We start from the raw sequence: 17,458 nt of genomic DNA on the forward strand, positions 1-17,458 counted from the left end.
ATAAAGTGGTTCAAGAATATGATGTAATTGTCATTGGAGCAGGTCATGCTGGGATTGAAGCAGGCTTAGCTTCAGCAAGACGTGGCGCTAAAACATTAATGTTAACAATTAACTTAGATAATATCGCCTTTATGCCATGTAACCCATCAGTAGGGGGACCAGCTAAAGGTATCGTAGTACGGGAGATTGACGCATTAGGTGGCCAAATGGCGAAAGCGATTGATAAAACGCACATTCAAATGCGTATGTTAAATACTGGGAAAGGCCCAGCAGTACGTGCGTTAAGAGCGCAAGCGGATAAAGTGTTATATCAACAAGAAATGAAACGCGTGATTGAAGATGAAGAGAATTTAGATATCATGCAAGGCATGGTAGATGAATTAATTATTGAAGATAACGAAGTTAAAGGTGTGCGCACAAATATTGGAACAGAATATCGTTCGAAAGCGGTTGTCATTACTACAGGTACATTCTTACGTGGTGAGATTATCTTAGGTAACATGAAGTATTCAAGTGGCCCGAACCATCAACTTCCTTCCATTACTTTAGCTGATAATTTAAGAGAACTTGGCTTTGAAGTCGTTCGCTTTAAAACAGGTACACCACCACGTGTGAATTCTAAAACAATTGATTATTCTAAGACAGAAATTCAACCTGGTGACGACGTAGGACGTGCGTTTAGCTTTGAAACAACAGAATATATTTTAGATCAACTTCCATGTTGGTTAACGTATACAAATGATAAAACGCATAAAGTAATCGATGATAATTTACATTTATCAGCTATGTACTCAGGAATGATTAAAGGTACTGGCCCACGTTACTGCCCATCAATTGAAGATAAATTTGTGCGTTTCAACGATAAACCTAGACACCAACTTTTCCTAGAGCCTGAAGGTCGCAATACGAATGAAGTGTATGTGCAAGGTTTATCTACGAGTCTTCCAGAACACGTGCAACGCGAAATGTTAGCAACGATTCCTGGTCTTGAAAAGGCGGACATGATGCGTGCAGGTTATGCCATTGAATATGACGCAATTGTGCCAACGCAATTATGGCCAACATTAGAAACTAAAATGATTAAAAACTTATATACTGCGGGTCAAATTAACGGTACGTCAGGATACGAAGAAGCGGCAGGCCAAGGTATCATGGCTGGTATTAACGCTGCAGGTAAAGTTTTAGGTACAGGCGAAAAAATCTTAAGCCGTTCAGACGCTTATATTGGCGTGTTAATCGACGACTTAGTAACAAAAGGTACAAACGAACCTTATCGTCTATTAACGTCTCGTGCTGAATATCGTTTATTACTTCGCCATGATAATGCAGACCTACGTTTAACTGATGTAGGTCATGAATTAGGCATGATTTCAGAAGAACGTTATGCGCGCTTTAACGAAAAACGTCAACAAATTGAAGACGAAATCGAACGTTTAACAAATATTCGTATCAAACCTAATGAGCACACACAATCTGTTATTGAAGCAAATGGTGGTTCACGTCTTAAAGATGGTATCTTAGCTATTGATTTATTACGTCGTCCTGAAATGAGCTATGACACAATCTTAGAAATCTTAGAAGAAGATCATAAACTACCTGAAGCGGTTGAAGAACAAGTTGAAATTCAAACGAAATATGAAGGTTATATCAATAAATCATTACAACAAGTTGAAAAAGTAAAACGTATGGAAGAGAAAAAAATTCCAGAAGACTTAGATTACAGTAAAGTGGATAGTTTGGCGACTGAAGCTCGTGAAAAATTAGCTGAAGTTAAACCATTAAATATTGCGCAAGCATCACGTATTTCAGGCGTAAATCCAGCAGATATCTCAATCTTACTTGTTTATTTAGAACAAGGTAAATTGCAAAGGGTGAAAAGTTAATGAGTGGCGTAGAATGGCTAGCTAAAGAATTAAGTGAACATGGAATTGAATTATCAGATAAACAAAAAGAACAATTTGAAACGTATTATCAATTGCTTGTTGAATGGAATGAAAAAATGAATTTAACAAGTATTACGGATGAACATGAAGTTTATCTGAAGCATTTCTATGATTCAATTACACCAAGCTTTTATTATGACTTTAACCAGCCACTTGCCATCTGTGATGTAGGGGCAGGTGCTGGTTTCCCAAGTATTCCACTGAAAATTGTTTATCCAGAGTTAAAAGTAACGATTGTCGATTCTTTAAATAAACGTATTCAATTCTTGAATCATTTAGCAGCTGAGCTTGGTTTAACGGAAGTAAGCTTTGTTCACGATCGTGCCGAATTATTTGGTAAAGGTGCTAATCGAGAAACTTATGATGTTGTAACAGCACGTGCTGTAGCAAGATTAACTGTTTTAAGTGAGTTATGTTTACCTCTTGTTAAAAAGGGAGGACATTTCATCGCATTGAAGTCTTCAAAAGGAGAAGAAGAGTTAGAAGAAGCGCATTATGGGATTGGTATTTTAGGTGGTGTCTTCAGCGATTCTTATACATTCGACTTACCTGAAGAGGCTGGCGAAAGACAGATGATTATTATTGATAAACGTCGTCAAACGTCTAAGAAGTATCCTAGAAAGCCCGGTACGCCTAATAAATCTCCTTTATTAGAAAATTAATCATAAAGACATGATAAAATTAATTTTAAGAGGAGTGAATGGATAATGAAAAAACCTTTTTCAAAATTGTTTGGTTTAAAAAATAAAGAGGACATCGTTGGCTACATTGAAGAAGACCGTAATTCAAGTGTTGAATCCATTCAAATAGAGCGTATCGTTCCCAATCGCTATCAACCTAGACAAGTGTTTGATGCGAGCAAGATTGAGGAATTGGCAGAATCGATTGATGAACACGGGCTATTACAGCCAATTGTCGTACGTCCTATCGAAGAAGACATGTACGAAATTATAGCTGGGGAACGCCGTTTCAGAGCATTACAGTCGTTGCATAAAGCTCAAGCAGACGTCATTATTCGCCATATGAATGACGAAGAAACAGCAGTGGTTGCGTTGATTGAGAATATTCAACGTGAAAACTTGTCTGCGGTAGAAGAAGCGGAAGCTTATAAAAAGTTACTTGAGATTGGCGAAACAACACAAAGTGAACTTGCGAAAAGCTTAGGTAAAAGCCAAAGCTTTATTGCGAATAAACTAAGATTACTTAAATTAGCGCCAAAAGTAATTATGCGTTTACGAGAAGGTAAAATTTCAGAGCGTCATGCCCGCGCGGTTCTATCTCTTGAACACGAAGAACAAGAAAAGCTAATTGAACAAGTGATAAGCCAAAAATTAAATGTGAAACAAACAGAAGCCCGCGTTAAACAAAAAGTCGGACCTGAAAAAGTTAAAGCTCAGAACTTCCAATTTGAGAAAGATTTAACACAAGCCCGAGATGAAGTGGGAAAAAGCATACAAGCTATCGAATCATCAGGTATACGCGTAGAACAACGCGATAAAGATCATGATGATTATTATGAAATTAAAATTAAAATATATAAAAAGTAAGTATAAATCTCCTTTTAGTGCGATAACTTAAAGGAGATTTTTTTAAATAAGGATTTAAAATACCAGTTAAATAAATTGGATATTAATGATTTTTTAGTTGTTTACATACCTGAATTTTAGATTTACAATATTATTAAACGAAACGTTTCGTTTAATAATTGAAGAAGAAGGGTTTCAAAGTGTTCGGGATATCAATTTCAAGTTCTATACTTCATTTTGTGATTGGCGGATTGGCAGTCGCCGTTGCCTCTATTATGGCTGAAAAGGTTGGAGGTAAAATTGGAGGCATTATCGCAACTATGCCTGCAGTCTACCTCGCAGCTATAATCGCATTAGCAATAGACCATCGTGGCGATAAACTTGTTCAAATGTCTATTCATTTAAGTGCTGGCGCGGTTATCGGCATCATTTCATGTATTATTACTGTCTTTTTAACTTCTCTCTATATTAGTAAAAGAGATTATAAACGAGGTACGATTTTTGCATTAATTTGCTGGGTCGTTATTTCACTTTCTATCTTTGCAGTTAGACATATTTCGTAATAGTTGGAGGCATTTTCAATGAAATTAGCATTTATCAAATTTCTTGTGGGTGGCATTGCAGTTACATTAAGCTATATTATTTCAGTTATTTTACCTTGGAAAGAATTAGGAGGTGTATTTGCTACATTACCTGCAGTCTTTTTAGTTTCATTATTTATTACGGGCATGCAACATGGCGACGTCATTGCGAAACACGTGAGTAGGGGTGCTGTATTTGGAATGACTGGCGTGTTATTTAGTATCTTAGCAACTTGGGCGATGCTATACTATACTAATCAATGGTTATTAAGCATTGTAGTAGGATTTATCGTATGGTTTGTTAGTGCGGTAATCATATTTGAAATCGTAGAATTTATTGCGCATTTAAGATTAAGAAGGGGAAAACATGGCTGGAAGACCGAAAGATCCGACAATCAATCATAAAATATTTAATGAAATAGATAAGTTATTAGAAGACACACATTTTAGAGAGATTACAATTGATCAACTCGCAGAAAATACTGGTATATCTAAAGCTACAATATATCGACGTTGGAAGGATAAAGCATCAATTATTGTAGATATGTTTGTGAGTAGAACTCAAGTTTTTGAGCATGAACATGAAGATTTATACTCATTTATAATAAGAATTATGGAAATTTATAAAACAAACTTGGGACGTGCAGTTATTGAAATATTGATTAGTAATCAACAAAGTGAAGCACGCGAATTATTTATGAAAGGTTATTTTGAAAGTAACCGTAAGAGTTTAAAATCTATTGTAGCTAGACATATTGATGAAGCGGATCAAGATATGTTTATAGATTTAATCTTCTCACCGATTTATTTCAATATTTTGATTAAACCTAATGTATTAGATGAGGATTATATCGAAAGAATGTTAAAAATTGTATTAAAAGCATTTGGAAAGTGATACAAGAATGAGAGTGATTCTTGTATCACTTTTTTAATTTTTATAATAGTGTAATTTGATTTATCTTTTGTGTAAAATGCATCAAATACTTGGTTTAAATCTTCATTTGCTGCGTTTAGGATTTTATTTTCCGATAAAACAGATGTACCTTGAGCACGTGCAATATAAAATTCATCAAATCCCATAATCTCTTTAAACATTTCTTTTAAATAATAGTGAGAGAACTCGAGAGGCATGTAACGATCGTCATTTGTATAAATGCCACCGCTTGCTTGAAGTAATAACGCTTTATAATCATCAGTCATTAAACCAACTGAGCCATCTTCTGTATATTTAAATGTTTCTCTAGCAATCATAATGTTATCGATATAGTCTTTTAATCGTGATGTAATATTGAAATTATGAAATGGCGTTAGAATAACAATGCGATGATGCTCTTTAAATTGTTTGAGTAAGAATGCTTGTAAATTAGCTATCTTTGTTTCGTCCTCAGTTAATGTTGAACCTGAACTTTGTTTATTCCACACATTTAATAGTTGAGCTTCTTCGATACATGGTAACGCGATATCATATAAGTTAAGTTCTTCAATCGTTCCGTTTGGAAAAGCATTTTTGTATTTCTCTAAAAATAAATTCTTTAATTTAGCAGTATATGTGTTTTCATTGTGAAAATTAGGATGGGCATTTATAAGCAATGTGTTCATACTATGAATTAGCTCCTTTGTTAGTATGTACTATTCTCATATTTTATAGTTTAATTTAGTTTACTGTGCTTAAGTAAAAACTCAAATTATTACGTCTTCGATGAGGATTAAAATAATAGAATATTAAATGATGTTTTAAAAAGGTAAGGTAAATAACCAAATAGATGAAATGAAGCGAAGAAGTATAATACTTTTTTGTTTCACTTTTTTTATGTTGTGTCAGTCTTACGGTCGTCTAAAAACATTGATATTACAGTATGTAAAAGCATTTTGACAATAAAAAAAGTGACTTTGTCTAAAAGGTTTGGTAGCTTTTTAAGAGAAGTAGCGTTTCTATAAAGTTAGTACTATTTCTTACTTCAAATTAATATAAGATTATTTACTTTAAGGAGCTAAAAATAATGGAAATTGGTCGTCAAATTAGAAAGTACCGAGAAAAATTGGGTTATTCTCAAGAATATTTAGCAGAAAAATTATATGTTTCTAGACAAACGATATCCAATTGGGAAACTGAAAAAAGTTATCCAGATATACATAATTTGATGATGATGTGTACATTATTTGATGTCTCACTTGATGATCTTGTTAAAGGAGACGTGAAAAACATGAACATGGATAAGATAAAAAAAGAAATGGATTTTTGGGCGTGGATGATGGTTATTTTCATGGGATTAGGGGCTATACTGCTTGGTCCATTAATGTATTTTTTCAGAATTTGGGGCTATGTTATAATTATAGCTCTTTTAGGCATAGGTATGTATAGTTCTATAAGAATAGATAAAATTAAATATAAAAATGATTTAGATAATTATGATAGAATAGTGGCATTTATGAATGGTAAGGATCCAAGTGAGATTAAAACGACTAAAACACGTGATTTAGTAACGAGTGTATTGTCATTTGTTTTTTTCGTTGGATTATTCATAATTATTGCAAGTCTAAGTAGTTATTTAACCTATACTTTTTTACCTTAATGAACAAAAAAGACCTAAGAAGAGCAAAGTCTTCTTAGGTCTTTGGTAGTTAAAGGAGATTATTTATCTTCTTTTTTTCTTCTTCTACCGAATAATAAGATGCTACCTAAACCTGCAAACATTGTAGCTAATAATGGTGCGTTAGTGTTAGTTTCTTCGCTACCAGTTTTAGGAAGATGTTTAGGTTTATTAGGTTGTTCAGGTGTTGGTGGCACGTGATGTGTCGGTGGTACACCTGGTGTTTTAGGTGGAACCGGTGGTTTACCCGGATGATGTGGCGGATGAACCGGTGGTTTACCTGGTTGATGAGGTGGGTTATGTGGTGGTTGATATGGCGGTTTGTCAGGTTTTGGTGGTACTGGTGGTTTAACTTTATTGTTAAACTCAGTATCATTTAATCCGACTGCTTTACCACCTGTACTAATGTAACTTACAGTTGCTTGTAAATCACCAGTTGTTGGATTTCCAGTCACTACCACAGTTGCCACGATTGACATTGTATCGTAATCAACGTTTGCATCTGTTCCCACTTTTTCAGTGATTAGGTAAGAGTAAGTTCCTACTTTATCGAATTTAATTGGTAAGAAGTTCACTTTACCATTAACATCATTTGTTGCTAATTGAACTGGGTGATCAGGATTATTTAAGTCAGTTAAGATGAATGTATAATCTCCACCTTTAAGTTGACCACCTTCAAGTTTCTTAGTCACTTTGAATTCAAATTTTGCTGGTACTGGTGTTACTTTGTTAATACGTTTTTCAGTTGATGGTGGAGGTGGTACCTCGTTGCCACCTTTAACTGGGTTAAAGAATTGAACAGATTGGTTTGCCACGTTAGTGATGTCTTTATTAGCTTTTGCATCGCTTCTAATTACACCAACGATATCAAATTTGTAGTAACGTCCAAATGGCATTTGTGCATTATCAATCACGTGATCTTTCACTAAGTTTTCTTTAGTAGTCGCAGTGATGACACCATTTTCATTTACGATATCGAATAAGTGAGTGACATCTTGGCCAGTAACACCATCATAAGCTTTAATATTTTGAACAGCTACGCTTGATTCATCGTAATCATCAGTGATACCTAATTTATTAATTTTATTAGCAGCAGTTAATTTCGTAGTATCTAACCATACTTGGTAAACGATTTTATCTCCACGATTTAATGCTTTTGTATTAATATTTTCAGGTTCATTGTTACTTGTTTGATCAGCGTATGGATTGTTGTTTGTATCAGCGTATTTATTCGCTAATTCACTATCATCATCCAATAGTTTGTTACCAGTTAAATCGAATTTTTCGACTGATAAATCGAATTTTTCAGGTTGGAATACTGGTGTTGGTGGTACTGGAGGTTTAACAGTGTTGTTAAATTCAGTATCGTTTGCACCAATAGCTTTACCGCCTGTACTGATGTATTTCACAGCTGCTTTAAGATTACCTGTAGCTTCATCTTTAGTAACATTTACATTAACTAAAATATTCATTGCATCATAATCTACATTTGCATCTGTTCCGACTTTTTCAGTAACAAGGTAAGAATGTGTACCTACTTCTTTATATTTCATAGTTGAGAATTTCACAATACCATTCGCATCGTTTGTTACTTCTTGAACGACATGGTCTGGGTTATCTAAATCAGTTAATACGAATGTGAAGTCTCCACCTTTAAGTTGGCCACCTTCAAGACGTTTCGTTACTTTAAGTTCGATATCAGCTGGTGCTGGTTTCACTTTGTTCACACGTTTTTCTGATGGTGGTGGAGGCGGTACCTCATTGCCACCTTTAACTGGGTTGAAGTATTGAACAGATTGGTTCGCAATGTTAGTGAAATCTTTTCCAGCTACTGCATCAGCTTTCACTGTACCAACAATATCAAATTTATAGTAACGTCCGAATGGCATTTGTTCGTTATCGATGACATGATCTTTCACTAAGCTTTCTTTAGAAGTAGCTGTGATAACACCATTATTGTTAACGATATCAAATAGGTAAGATACATCTTTACCAGTTACGCCATCGTAAGCTGTGATGCTTTGTACATCTACGCTAGACTCATCATAATCATCAGTGATACCTAATTTATTGATTTTGTTTGCTTCAGTTAATTTTGTAGTATCTAACCATACTTGGTAAACGATTTTATCTCCACGGTTTAATTCTTTCGTGTTGATATTTTCAGGTTCATTATTATTAGTTTGATCAGCGTAAGGATTTTTAGCTGTGTCAGCATATTTATTCGCTAATTCGCTGTCATCATCTAATAATTTGTTACCTGTTAAATCGAATTTTTCGACTGATAAATCGAATTTTTCGACTGATAAATCGAATTTTTCAGGTTGATATACAGGTGTTGGTGGAACTACTGGTGGTGGTGGAGTAATTGTATTGTTGAACTCAGTATCGTTTAATCCAATAGAATTACCGCCTGTACTTACATAGTTCACATTTGTTTTTAAGTTGCCAGTAACTTCGTCTTTTGTTACATCAACATTGACGATGATTGACATTGTATCGTATTTGACGTTTTGTTCTGAACCTACTTTTTCAGTTACAAGATAAGAGTGTTTACCTACTTCATTATATTTAATTGGTAGGAATTTAACATTACCACTTGCATCGTTAGTAGCTTGTTGAACTGGTTGATCAGGGTTTGCTAAATCAGTTAATACGAATGTGAAGTCTCCACCTTTAAGTTCTCCACCTTCAAGTTTCTTAGTGACTTTAAGTTCGATATTCGCTGGTTCAGGTTTAACTTTGTTGATACGTTTTTCAGTTGATGGTGGAGGTGGTACCTCGTTGCCACCTTTAACTGGGTTAAAGAATTGAGCAGATTGGTTAGCTACGTTTGTAATTTCTTTTCCACCGACTGCGTCAGCTTTAACAGTACCCACGATATCAAATTTATAGTAACGTCCGAATGGCATTTGGTCATTATCAATCACATGGTCTTTCACTAAGTTTTCTTTAGTAGTCGCAGTGATTACGCCATTGCTGTTAACGATATCAAATAGGTGAGTCACATCTTGACCAGTTACGCCATCATAAGCTTTGATATCAGAAACGTCTATGCTTGATTCATCATAATCATCAGTAATACCTAACTGATTAATTTTATTAGCAGCAGTTAATTTAGTTGTATCTAACCAAACTTGGTAAACAATTGTGTCACCATGACTTAATGCTTTTGTATTAATGTTTTCAGGTTCATTGTTATTTGTTTGATCAACATAAGGGTTGCTGTTTGTATCAGCATATTTATTCGCTAATTCACTATCATCATCTAATAATTTATTGCCTGTTAAATCGAATTTCGGAACAGATAAATCGAATTTTTCAGGTTGGAAGTGTGGTGTTGGTGGTACTGGAGGAATAACAGTGTTGTTAAACTCAGTATCATTTGCACCAATAGATTTACCGCCTGTACTGATATATTTCACAGCAGCTTGTAAGTCACCAGTTGTTGGATCTTTCGTTACATCAACATTTACTACGATAGACATTGTGTCGTAATCTACGTTTGCATCTGTACCTACTTTTTCAGTAACTAAGTAACTATATGTGCCAACTTCTTTATATTTAATTGCTGCAAATTTCACATTACCATCTGCATCATTAGTTACCTCTTGAACAGGTTGTTCAGGGTTAGCTAAGTTAGTCAAGATGAATGTGTAATCTCCGCCTTTAAGTTGACCACCGTCAAGATGTTTCGTTACTTTAAGTTCGATATTAGCTGGTGTAGATTTCACTTTATTGATACGTTTTTCAGTTGATGGTGGAGGTGGTACTTCATTACCGCCTTTAACTGGGTTAAAGAATTGAACAGATTGGTTCGCGATGTTAGTGAAGTCTTTACCTGCTACCGCATCAGCTTTAACAGTACCAACGATATCAAATTTATAGTAACGTCCAAATGGCATTTGATTATTATCAATTACATGGTCAGTTACTAAACTTTCTTTAGTAGTTGCAGTAATGACACCATTTTCATTTGTAATGTCGAATAAGTGAGTCACATCTTGACCAGTTACACTATCGTAAGCTTTAATATCACTTACTTCAACGGTTGTTTCATCGTAATCGTCAGTAATACCAAGTTTATTAATTTTATTCGCTTCAGTTAATTTTGTAGTATCTAACCATACTTGGTAAACGATAGTATCTCCACGATTTAATTCTTTCGTGTTAATGTTTTCAGGTTCATTATTATCTGTTTGATCTGCATATGGATTGCTAGCTGTATCAGCATATTTATTTGCTAATTCGCTATCATCGTCTAATAATTTATCTCCTGTTAAATCAAATTTAGGAACAGATAAATCGAATTTTTCAGGTTGGATTTCAGGTGTCGGTGGTACTGGAGGAATAACAGTGTTGTTAAACTCAGTATCATCTTGTCCTATTGATTTACCACCTGTACTTACATAACTTACATGAGCTTTAAGATTACCAGTTGTTTCATCTGCGTCTACAGTCACAATAGCACTTACTGTCATTGTATCGTAGTCAACGTTTGCATCTGTGCCTACTTTTTCAGTAATAACGTAATTATATGTGCCCGGTTGGTTATATTTAATTGCTGTGAAGTTAACGTTACCATCAATATCGTTAGTAGCTTCTTCGACAGGTTGACTAGGGTTAGCTAAGTCGATTAAGTCGAATGTGTAGTCGCCACCTTTAAGTTGTCCGCCTTCAAGATGTTTAGTTACTTTTAATTGAAGATTAGCTGGATCTGGTTTCACTCTATTGATACGTTTTTCAGTTGATGGTGGAGGTGGTACTTCATTGCCACCTTTAGCTGGATTAAAGTATTGAGCAGATTGGTTCGCAATATTTGTAATATCTTTACCAGCTACAGCATCAGCTTTCACAGTTCCTACAAGTTCAAATTTGTAGTAACGTCCAAATGGCATTTGGTCATTATCAATCACATGATCAGTTACTAAACTTTCTTTAGTAGTTGCAGTGACTACGCCATTATCATTTGTAATATCGAATAAGTTCGATACATCTTGGCCAGTTACACCATCATAAGCTTTGACATCAGTAATCTCTACACTTGTTTCATCGTAATCATCAGTGATACCTAATTGATTAATTTTATTTGCTTCAGTTAGTTGAGTTGTATCTAACCAAACTTGGTAAACGATTTTATCGCCACGATTTAATTCTTTCGTGTTAATGTTTTCAGGCTCATTATTATCTGTTTGATCTGCATATGGATCGTTAGCTGTATCAGCGTATTTATCTGCTAATTCGCTATCATCATCTAATAATTTTTTACCTGTGATATCAAATTTTTCCACTGATAAATCGAATTTCTCAGGTTGGAAATGTGGTGTTGGCGGTGTTGGTGGTACAAAAGTATTATTGAACTCAGTATCTGCCGGTGCAACTGATGTTGCAGTAAGAACATGTAAGTCTTTAGTTACATTCACAGTTACAGTGGCTTTCATCGTATCGCTTGTAACACCTACTTCTGTACTTGGTACTTCTTCAACAGTATAAGTAAATGATTTACCAGCATCTGCATTTGTGTAAGTAGGACGCTTACCATCAACAAACGTAAATGTGATTTTACCGTCTGCATTGTTAGTACCAGTCGCAATAACTTCGCCATTTGCATCTTTCATATTGAATTGGAATTCTTGATTTTGTAAGTCGCGACCTGTTAATGCTTTAGTAAATTCAACATCAAAGTTTAATTCTTTAGGTGCAACATAGAAGTTATCGAATTCAGTATCATCAGGTGTAATGACAGTAGCTTCAAAGTTACCAGTTGTGCTGTTTTTCGTTACATTAACTGTAACTGTTGCTTCCATAGAATCATAGTCGATATTACTATCTGTGCCAGCTACTTCTTTAACAGTATAAGTATGAAATCCTTCTTCATTGTAAGAAATTTCATCGAATGAAACTTTTCCGTCTTTGTTAGTAACGGTTTGAATAACTTCACCATTTTCAGAAAGTGTGAATTGGAATTCGCCATCAGTTAATGTTTTACCAGTTAACGCTTTAGTAAATTCAAATTTCGCTTTCGCTGGTGCAGGCGTATAAATGTTGTTGAATTCAGTGTCCGCTGGTGCAACTGATGTTGCAGTAAGAACATGTAAGTCTTTCGTTACATTAACTGTAACTGTCGCTTTCATAGGGTCACTTATGACGCCTTGTTCTTCGCTAGGCACTTCTTCCACAGTATAAGTGAATGATTTACCAGCGTCTGCATTTGTATAAGTAGGACGTTTACCATCAACAAATGTAAATGTGATTTCACCATCTGCGTTGTTCGTACCAGTCGCAATAACTTCGCCGTTCGCATCTTTCATGTTGAAATGGAATTCTTGGTCAGCTAAAGGACGACCAACTAATTCTTTAGTGAATTTAACACCAAAATCTAACTCTTTAGGTGCAACATAGAAGTTGTCGAATTCAGTATCGTCAGGAGTGATTACGTTAGCTTCGTAGTTACCAGTTGTGCTGTTTTTCGTTACATTAACTATAACTGTAGCAACCATAGGATCATAATCGATATTTGTATCGGTACCAACCACTTCTTTAACAGTATACGTATGAAGTCCTTCTTCGTTATAAGATATTTCATTAAATGAAACTTTACCGTCTTTATTGCTTACAGTTTGAATAACTTCATCATTTTCAGAAAGAGTAAATTGGAACTCACCATCAGTTAATGCTTTACCAGTTAATACTTTAGTAAATTCAAATTTCGCTTTCGCCGGTGCAGGCGTATAAATGTTGTTGAATTCAGTGTCCGCTGGTGCTACAGATGTTGCAGTAAGAACATGTAAGTCTTTCGTTACATTAACTGTAACAGTCGCTTTCATAGGGTCACTTATAACACCTTGTTCTTCGCTAGGCTCTTCTTCCACAGTATAAGTAAATGATTTACCAGCATCAGCATTTGTATAAGTAGGACGTTTACCATCAACAAATGTAAATGTAATCTCACCATCTGCATTGTTAGTACCAGTTGCAATAACTTCACCATTTGCATCTTTCATTTTGAAGTGGAATTCTTGGTCAGCTAAAGGACGACCAGCTAATTCTTTAGTAAATTTAACACCAAAGTCTAATTCTTTTGGTTTAACGTAGTAGTTATCGAATTCAGTATCGTCAGGGTTAACGATGACAGCTTCTAAAGCACCAGTTGAAGGGTCTTCAATTACGTTAACTAATACCACTGCTACCATAGGGTCATAGTCGATATTTGCATCAGTACCAACTACCTCTTTAACGTTGTATATGTGCATACCTTTTTCAGTGTATGAAAGGTTGTCGAATACTATTTTACCGTTTTGGTTTGTTACTGTTTGGATGACTTCATCATTTTCAGAAAGTGTGAATTGGAACTCACCGTCAGTTAACGCTTTACCAGTCAATGCTTTAGTAAATTCAATTTTTGCTTTCACAGGAGTAGGTGTGAATGAGTTATTGAACTCAGTATCTCTAGGTGCTACAGATGTGACTGTAAGTACACGAAGACCTTGGCTTTCAGATTTTGCTACATTCACTGTAACTGTCGCTTTCATAGGATCACTTGTAACTCCTGGCTCTTCACTTGGTACTTCTTCTACAGTATAAGTGAATGATTTACCGGCATCTGTATTCGTATAAGTAGGACGCTTACCATCAACAAATGTAAATGTAATTCGTCCATTCTCATTGTTTGTACCAGTCGCAATAACTTCACCATCAGCATTTTTCATATTGAAGTGGAATTCGCCATCACGTAAAGGGCGACCCGCTAAATCTTTAGTGAAGTCTACGTCAAAGTTTAATTCCTTAGGTGCAACATAGTAGTTATCAAATTCAGTATCTTGAGGGTTGTCAACGATTGCTTCAAGATTATGTGTAGATGGATCTTCGATAACATTAACGATTACAGTTGCTACCATTGGATCATAGTCGATGTTTGTATCTGTACCTCGAACTTCTTTAATAGTGTAAGTATGGTTTCCTTCACTAGTATAAGAAATATCTTGGAATGTTACTTTCCCATTTACGTTTCTAACTGTTTGAAGTACTTCATCATCTTCAGAAAGAGTGAATTCAAACTCGCCATCAGTTAATTTTTTACCTGCTAATACTTTCGTGAACTCAATTTTCGCTTTTGCAGGCGTAGGTGTATAAACGTTATTGAATTCAGTATCTCTAGGAGCTACAGATGTTACTGTAAGCACATGTAAGTCTTGAGTTTCGCTCTTAGTAACATTTACAGTTACTGTTGCTTTCATTGGATCGTAAGTTACGCCTGGTTGACCGCCAGGTACTTCTTCAACCGTATAAGTAAAGGTTCTACCCGCATCAGCGTTTGTATAAGTAGGACGTTTACCATCGAGGAAATCAAAATTAATTTGACCTTGATCGTTGTTTGTACCAGTGGCAATGACTTCACCAGCAGCATTTTTCATGTTGAAATGGAATTCACCATCAGTTAATGGGCGACCAGTTAAATCTTTAGTGAAATGCACATCAAAGTTTAATTGTTTAGGTGCAACATAATAGTTTGTAAATGCTTGGTTTCCATCAGTATCAGAATTATAAGCATAAGTCACATTTGATTTTAAGACACCGTTTTCTTCAGTCACGTTAACTGTTGCAGTCACTGTTAAAGGCTCAGCATCATAGTCGGAACTTAAGTTTGTTTTATTTTCAGTGATGGTATAAGTGTACGTACCAGGTTTAGTAAATGAAATTTTATCAAATGTTACAGAACCATCGGCTGCATTTGTTTTAGATTGAGATGCAGCTGGAATCGCTGGTGAATTTGGCCCAGCTACGATATTGAATGTAAATTGTCCATTAGTTAATTGACCATCAGGTAAAGAGTTATTACGTTTAACTACCTTTCTCGCAGTTAATGTTACCTCTACTGGTTCAATCTTAGTGTAGTAATAGATAACAGGGTGTGCTTTCGTTAATAAGTTTTGTAAACGGAAGTTACTACCGCGACCTACTTGAACACCTTTAATTGTTTGGTCAGGAATGAAAACGTTACCTAACGCGCCATCACCTTGGCTAGCGTCGTTAATTCTAAATGGTTTAGAATAACCAGGAATCAAAATTTCCTTACCTAAATCATTCATATTTCTTTGACCAGGTTTTAATGTTGTTTCATATACTTTAACATAATTTGTAGTATCGATACCTGTGTTTTTAGCTGATTCAGACATATGGTCTGCCGATAATGTCCAAACTTCTACGCGAGTTGTACCATCCTCTTCAACGATTTCTTTGATACGCTTAACCCCACCATTATTAGTTTCGGCATCTACGTATCTTAAACCTACTTGATAAGGACGTGTAATAGGGCCAGTCATGTTAGCAGGATCTGCCATTTGATATAAATGATAGCCTTCAAATTGTCGTACGTTTGATGCAGTATATGTTTGACCATCCATACCTTTCATTACATAACGTGCAAGTTCTGTTTCAGTCTCGTTTGGTTCATATGTTTGTGCATTAACATCGGTTTTATTAGCTTGATATGTAGGGTTATTTTTATTTACGACACGATAATAAGTCGTTTGAGGGACAACTTCAGGTACATAGTATTGAGGATCAGTTATTGTTGTACCTTCATTCGCTTGGTTAAAGACGTCGTAAATTTGAATACCACTACGTTGGTCTTCTAAGCTACCTTGATCATCAATCGCAAATCGACCTCTGATTGTAGAAACCGTTTTTTGGAAAGAATCAAGTGTTTGTAAGAAAGTAAAATTGATATGACCATATTTTGCTTTACTAGGATCTTTAGCAGCGACAGCTCTTGCTAAAGAAGTTTCACCAATTGTTACAGTTCCAGGTGAATTAATGCGTTTAGTTTCTACTACAGCGTTTGTCTCACCGTCTACTAATTCAATAGTTACATTTTTAGAATCATCATATGGTTTTGATAAACGATAATAATATTTTGTATGATATGCAGCGTTAAAGTCTTTTAAGTCAGTTATCGCAAATGTATATTGATTAGGATCTGGATTTTTTTCGAATATTACATTTTGAGTAGGAATTGTAGTAGAATCCTTAGGTTTTGGAGTCTTAACAGGTCTACTATGAACAGTTGCTCCATTAGGATCATCCATATTTGGTGATGCTGTGGCAGCAGTATTTTCTAATATACCTTCCGATGAAAGTGGTGCAGTAGCCGAACGACGTGAGCGTTTATGTACTGCTGGTTGACTTGTTGTATCTGAAGCAGCTGTAATTGTATTTGTTTCAGTTTGAGGAGCAGCGTCAGTTTTTGCCTCTCTATCTTCAACTTTAGTCGTTGAAGAAGGTGCAACTTCAGTTTTAGGCGTTGCTGAGTTATCAGCAACAGCGTTATGTTGACTAGTTGATTGTTCGCTAGCAGGCACTTCAGTTGTCGGAGTTTCTTTAGCAACTGTATTATTTGTATTTGTAGTTTCAGTTTGAGAAGCCTCTTTCGTAGGTGCTTGAGTTACTGGGGCTTGAGCATCAGCATTAGCTGAGCTATTAGCCGTTGTTGATTTCGTGTTGTTTGTGTTCAATTCGCTCGCATGAGCTACATCATGAACACTCAAAATTAGAAACGTCCCTAATAAAACAGAGCCGGTACCGACCGTGAACTTTCTAATAGAGAATTTCTGTTTCAAATGTTGTTTCAAATCTCGATGTCCTCCAGTATTAAATTTTAAGCTTAGGCCTAATACATATATTATAAATGAGTTAAAAGAAAAAACAACATTAAAATAAAATATTTATAAGATAAGATTAAGAATTTTTAATGAGTAAATAAATGTTTTATGCATGAATTATTTATATTAAAAATATAGCTTTGTAAAGGTAAGTTT

8 protein-coding genes and 1 pseudogene are annotated in these 17,458 nt (G+C 35.2%); 7 read left to right on the forward strand and 2 right to left on the reverse strand.

Going from position 1 to position 17,458, the window contains the following annotated elements; translation table 11 throughout:
* Positions 1-5 precede the first annotated feature (5 nt).
* The 6 genes from mnmG to CD128_RS09420 all read left to right on the forward strand — a co-directional run bounded on the left by mnmG (position 6) and on the right by CD128_RS09420 (position 4,945).
* Entirely contained in the window at positions 6-1,883 is a 1,878-nt protein-coding gene (gene mnmG / locus CD128_RS09395) for a tRNA uridine-5-carboxymethylaminomethyl(34) synthesis enzyme MnmG (protein ID WP_103329670.1), read from the forward strand.
* Entirely contained in the window at positions 1,883-2,605 is a 723-nt protein-coding gene (gene rsmG, locus CD128_RS09400) for a 16S rRNA (guanine(527)-N(7))-methyltransferase RsmG (RefSeq protein WP_103329671.1), read from the forward strand. The genes mnmG and rsmG overlap by 1 nt, the downstream gene beginning before the upstream one ends.
* A gap of 45 nt (positions 2,606-2,650) precedes the next feature.
* Positions 2,651-3,490, forward strand: coding sequence for a nucleoid occlusion protein (gene noc / locus CD128_RS09405; protein WP_103329672.1), 840 nt, complete (start codon positions 2,651-2,653; stop codon positions 3,488-3,490).
* Between the two features lie 179 nt (positions 3,491-3,669).
* Positions 3,670-4,032, forward strand: coding sequence for a DUF3147 family protein (locus CD128_RS09410; protein ID WP_103329673.1), 363 nt, complete (start codon positions 3,670-3,672; stop codon positions 4,030-4,032).
* Positions 4,033-4,050: 18 nt separating this feature from the next.
* Positions 4,051-4,455 (forward strand): DUF3147 family protein, encoded by a 405-nt coding sequence (locus CD128_RS09415; protein ID WP_103329674.1) that lies wholly within the window; start codon positions 4,051-4,053, stop codon positions 4,453-4,455.
* Positions 4,418-4,945: a TetR/AcrR family transcriptional regulator C-terminal ligand-binding domain-containing protein gene (locus tag CD128_RS09420; RefSeq protein ID WP_103329675.1), complete on the forward strand. Its 528-nt coding sequence runs from the start codon at positions 4,418-4,420 to the stop codon at positions 4,943-4,945. The genes CD128_RS09415 and CD128_RS09420 overlap by 38 nt, the downstream gene beginning before the upstream one ends.
* A gap of 71 nt (positions 4,946-5,016) precedes the next feature.
* Here CD128_RS09420 and CD128_RS09425 read toward each other — a convergent pair.
* Positions 5,017-5,649: pseudogene (locus CD128_RS09425) on the reverse strand (FMN-dependent NADH-azoreductase); the annotation flags it as partial.
* Positions 5,650-6,050: 401 nt separating this feature from the next.
* Here CD128_RS09425 and CD128_RS09430 point away from each other — a divergent pair.
* Positions 6,051-6,623, forward strand: a complete 573-nt coding sequence (locus tag CD128_RS09430) for a helix-turn-helix domain-containing protein (RefSeq protein WP_103329677.1) — start codon at positions 6,051-6,053, stop codon at positions 6,621-6,623.
* 59 nt (positions 6,624-6,682) lie between these two features.
* On the opposite strand, the gene CD128_RS11890 is transcribed toward CD128_RS09430, so the two are convergent.
* Positions 6,683-17,272 (reverse strand): Spy0128 family protein, encoded by a 10,590-nt coding sequence (locus tag CD128_RS11890; RefSeq protein WP_231917293.1) that lies wholly within the window; start codon positions 17,270-17,272, stop codon positions 6,683-6,685.
* Positions 17,273-17,458: the final 186 nt, after the last annotated feature.

The sequence above is a fragment of the Staphylococcus croceilyticus genome (assembly GCF_002902575.1).
In the GTDB taxonomy this organism is placed as follows: domain Bacteria; phylum Bacillota; class Bacilli; order Staphylococcales; family Staphylococcaceae; genus Staphylococcus; species Staphylococcus croceilyticus.

Coding starts and splice junctions, on each gene's coding strand:
- rsmG (WP_103329671.1), top strand. CDS start 1,883: ATGAGTGGCGTAGAATGGCTAGCTAAAGAATTAAGTGAACATGGAATT.
- noc (WP_103329672.1), top strand. CDS start 2,651: ATGAAAAAACCTTTTTCAAAATTGTTTGGTTTAAAAAATAAAGAGGAC.
- CD128_RS09415 (WP_103329674.1), top strand. CDS start 4,051: ATGAAATTAGCATTTATCAAATTTCTTGTGGGTGGCATTGCAGTTACA.
- CD128_RS09420 (WP_103329675.1), top strand. CDS start 4,418: ATGGCTGGAAGACCGAAAGATCCGACAATCAATCATAAAATATTTAAT.
- CD128_RS09430 (WP_103329677.1), top strand. CDS start 6,051: ATGGAAATTGGTCGTCAAATTAGAAAGTACCGAGAAAAATTGGGTTAT.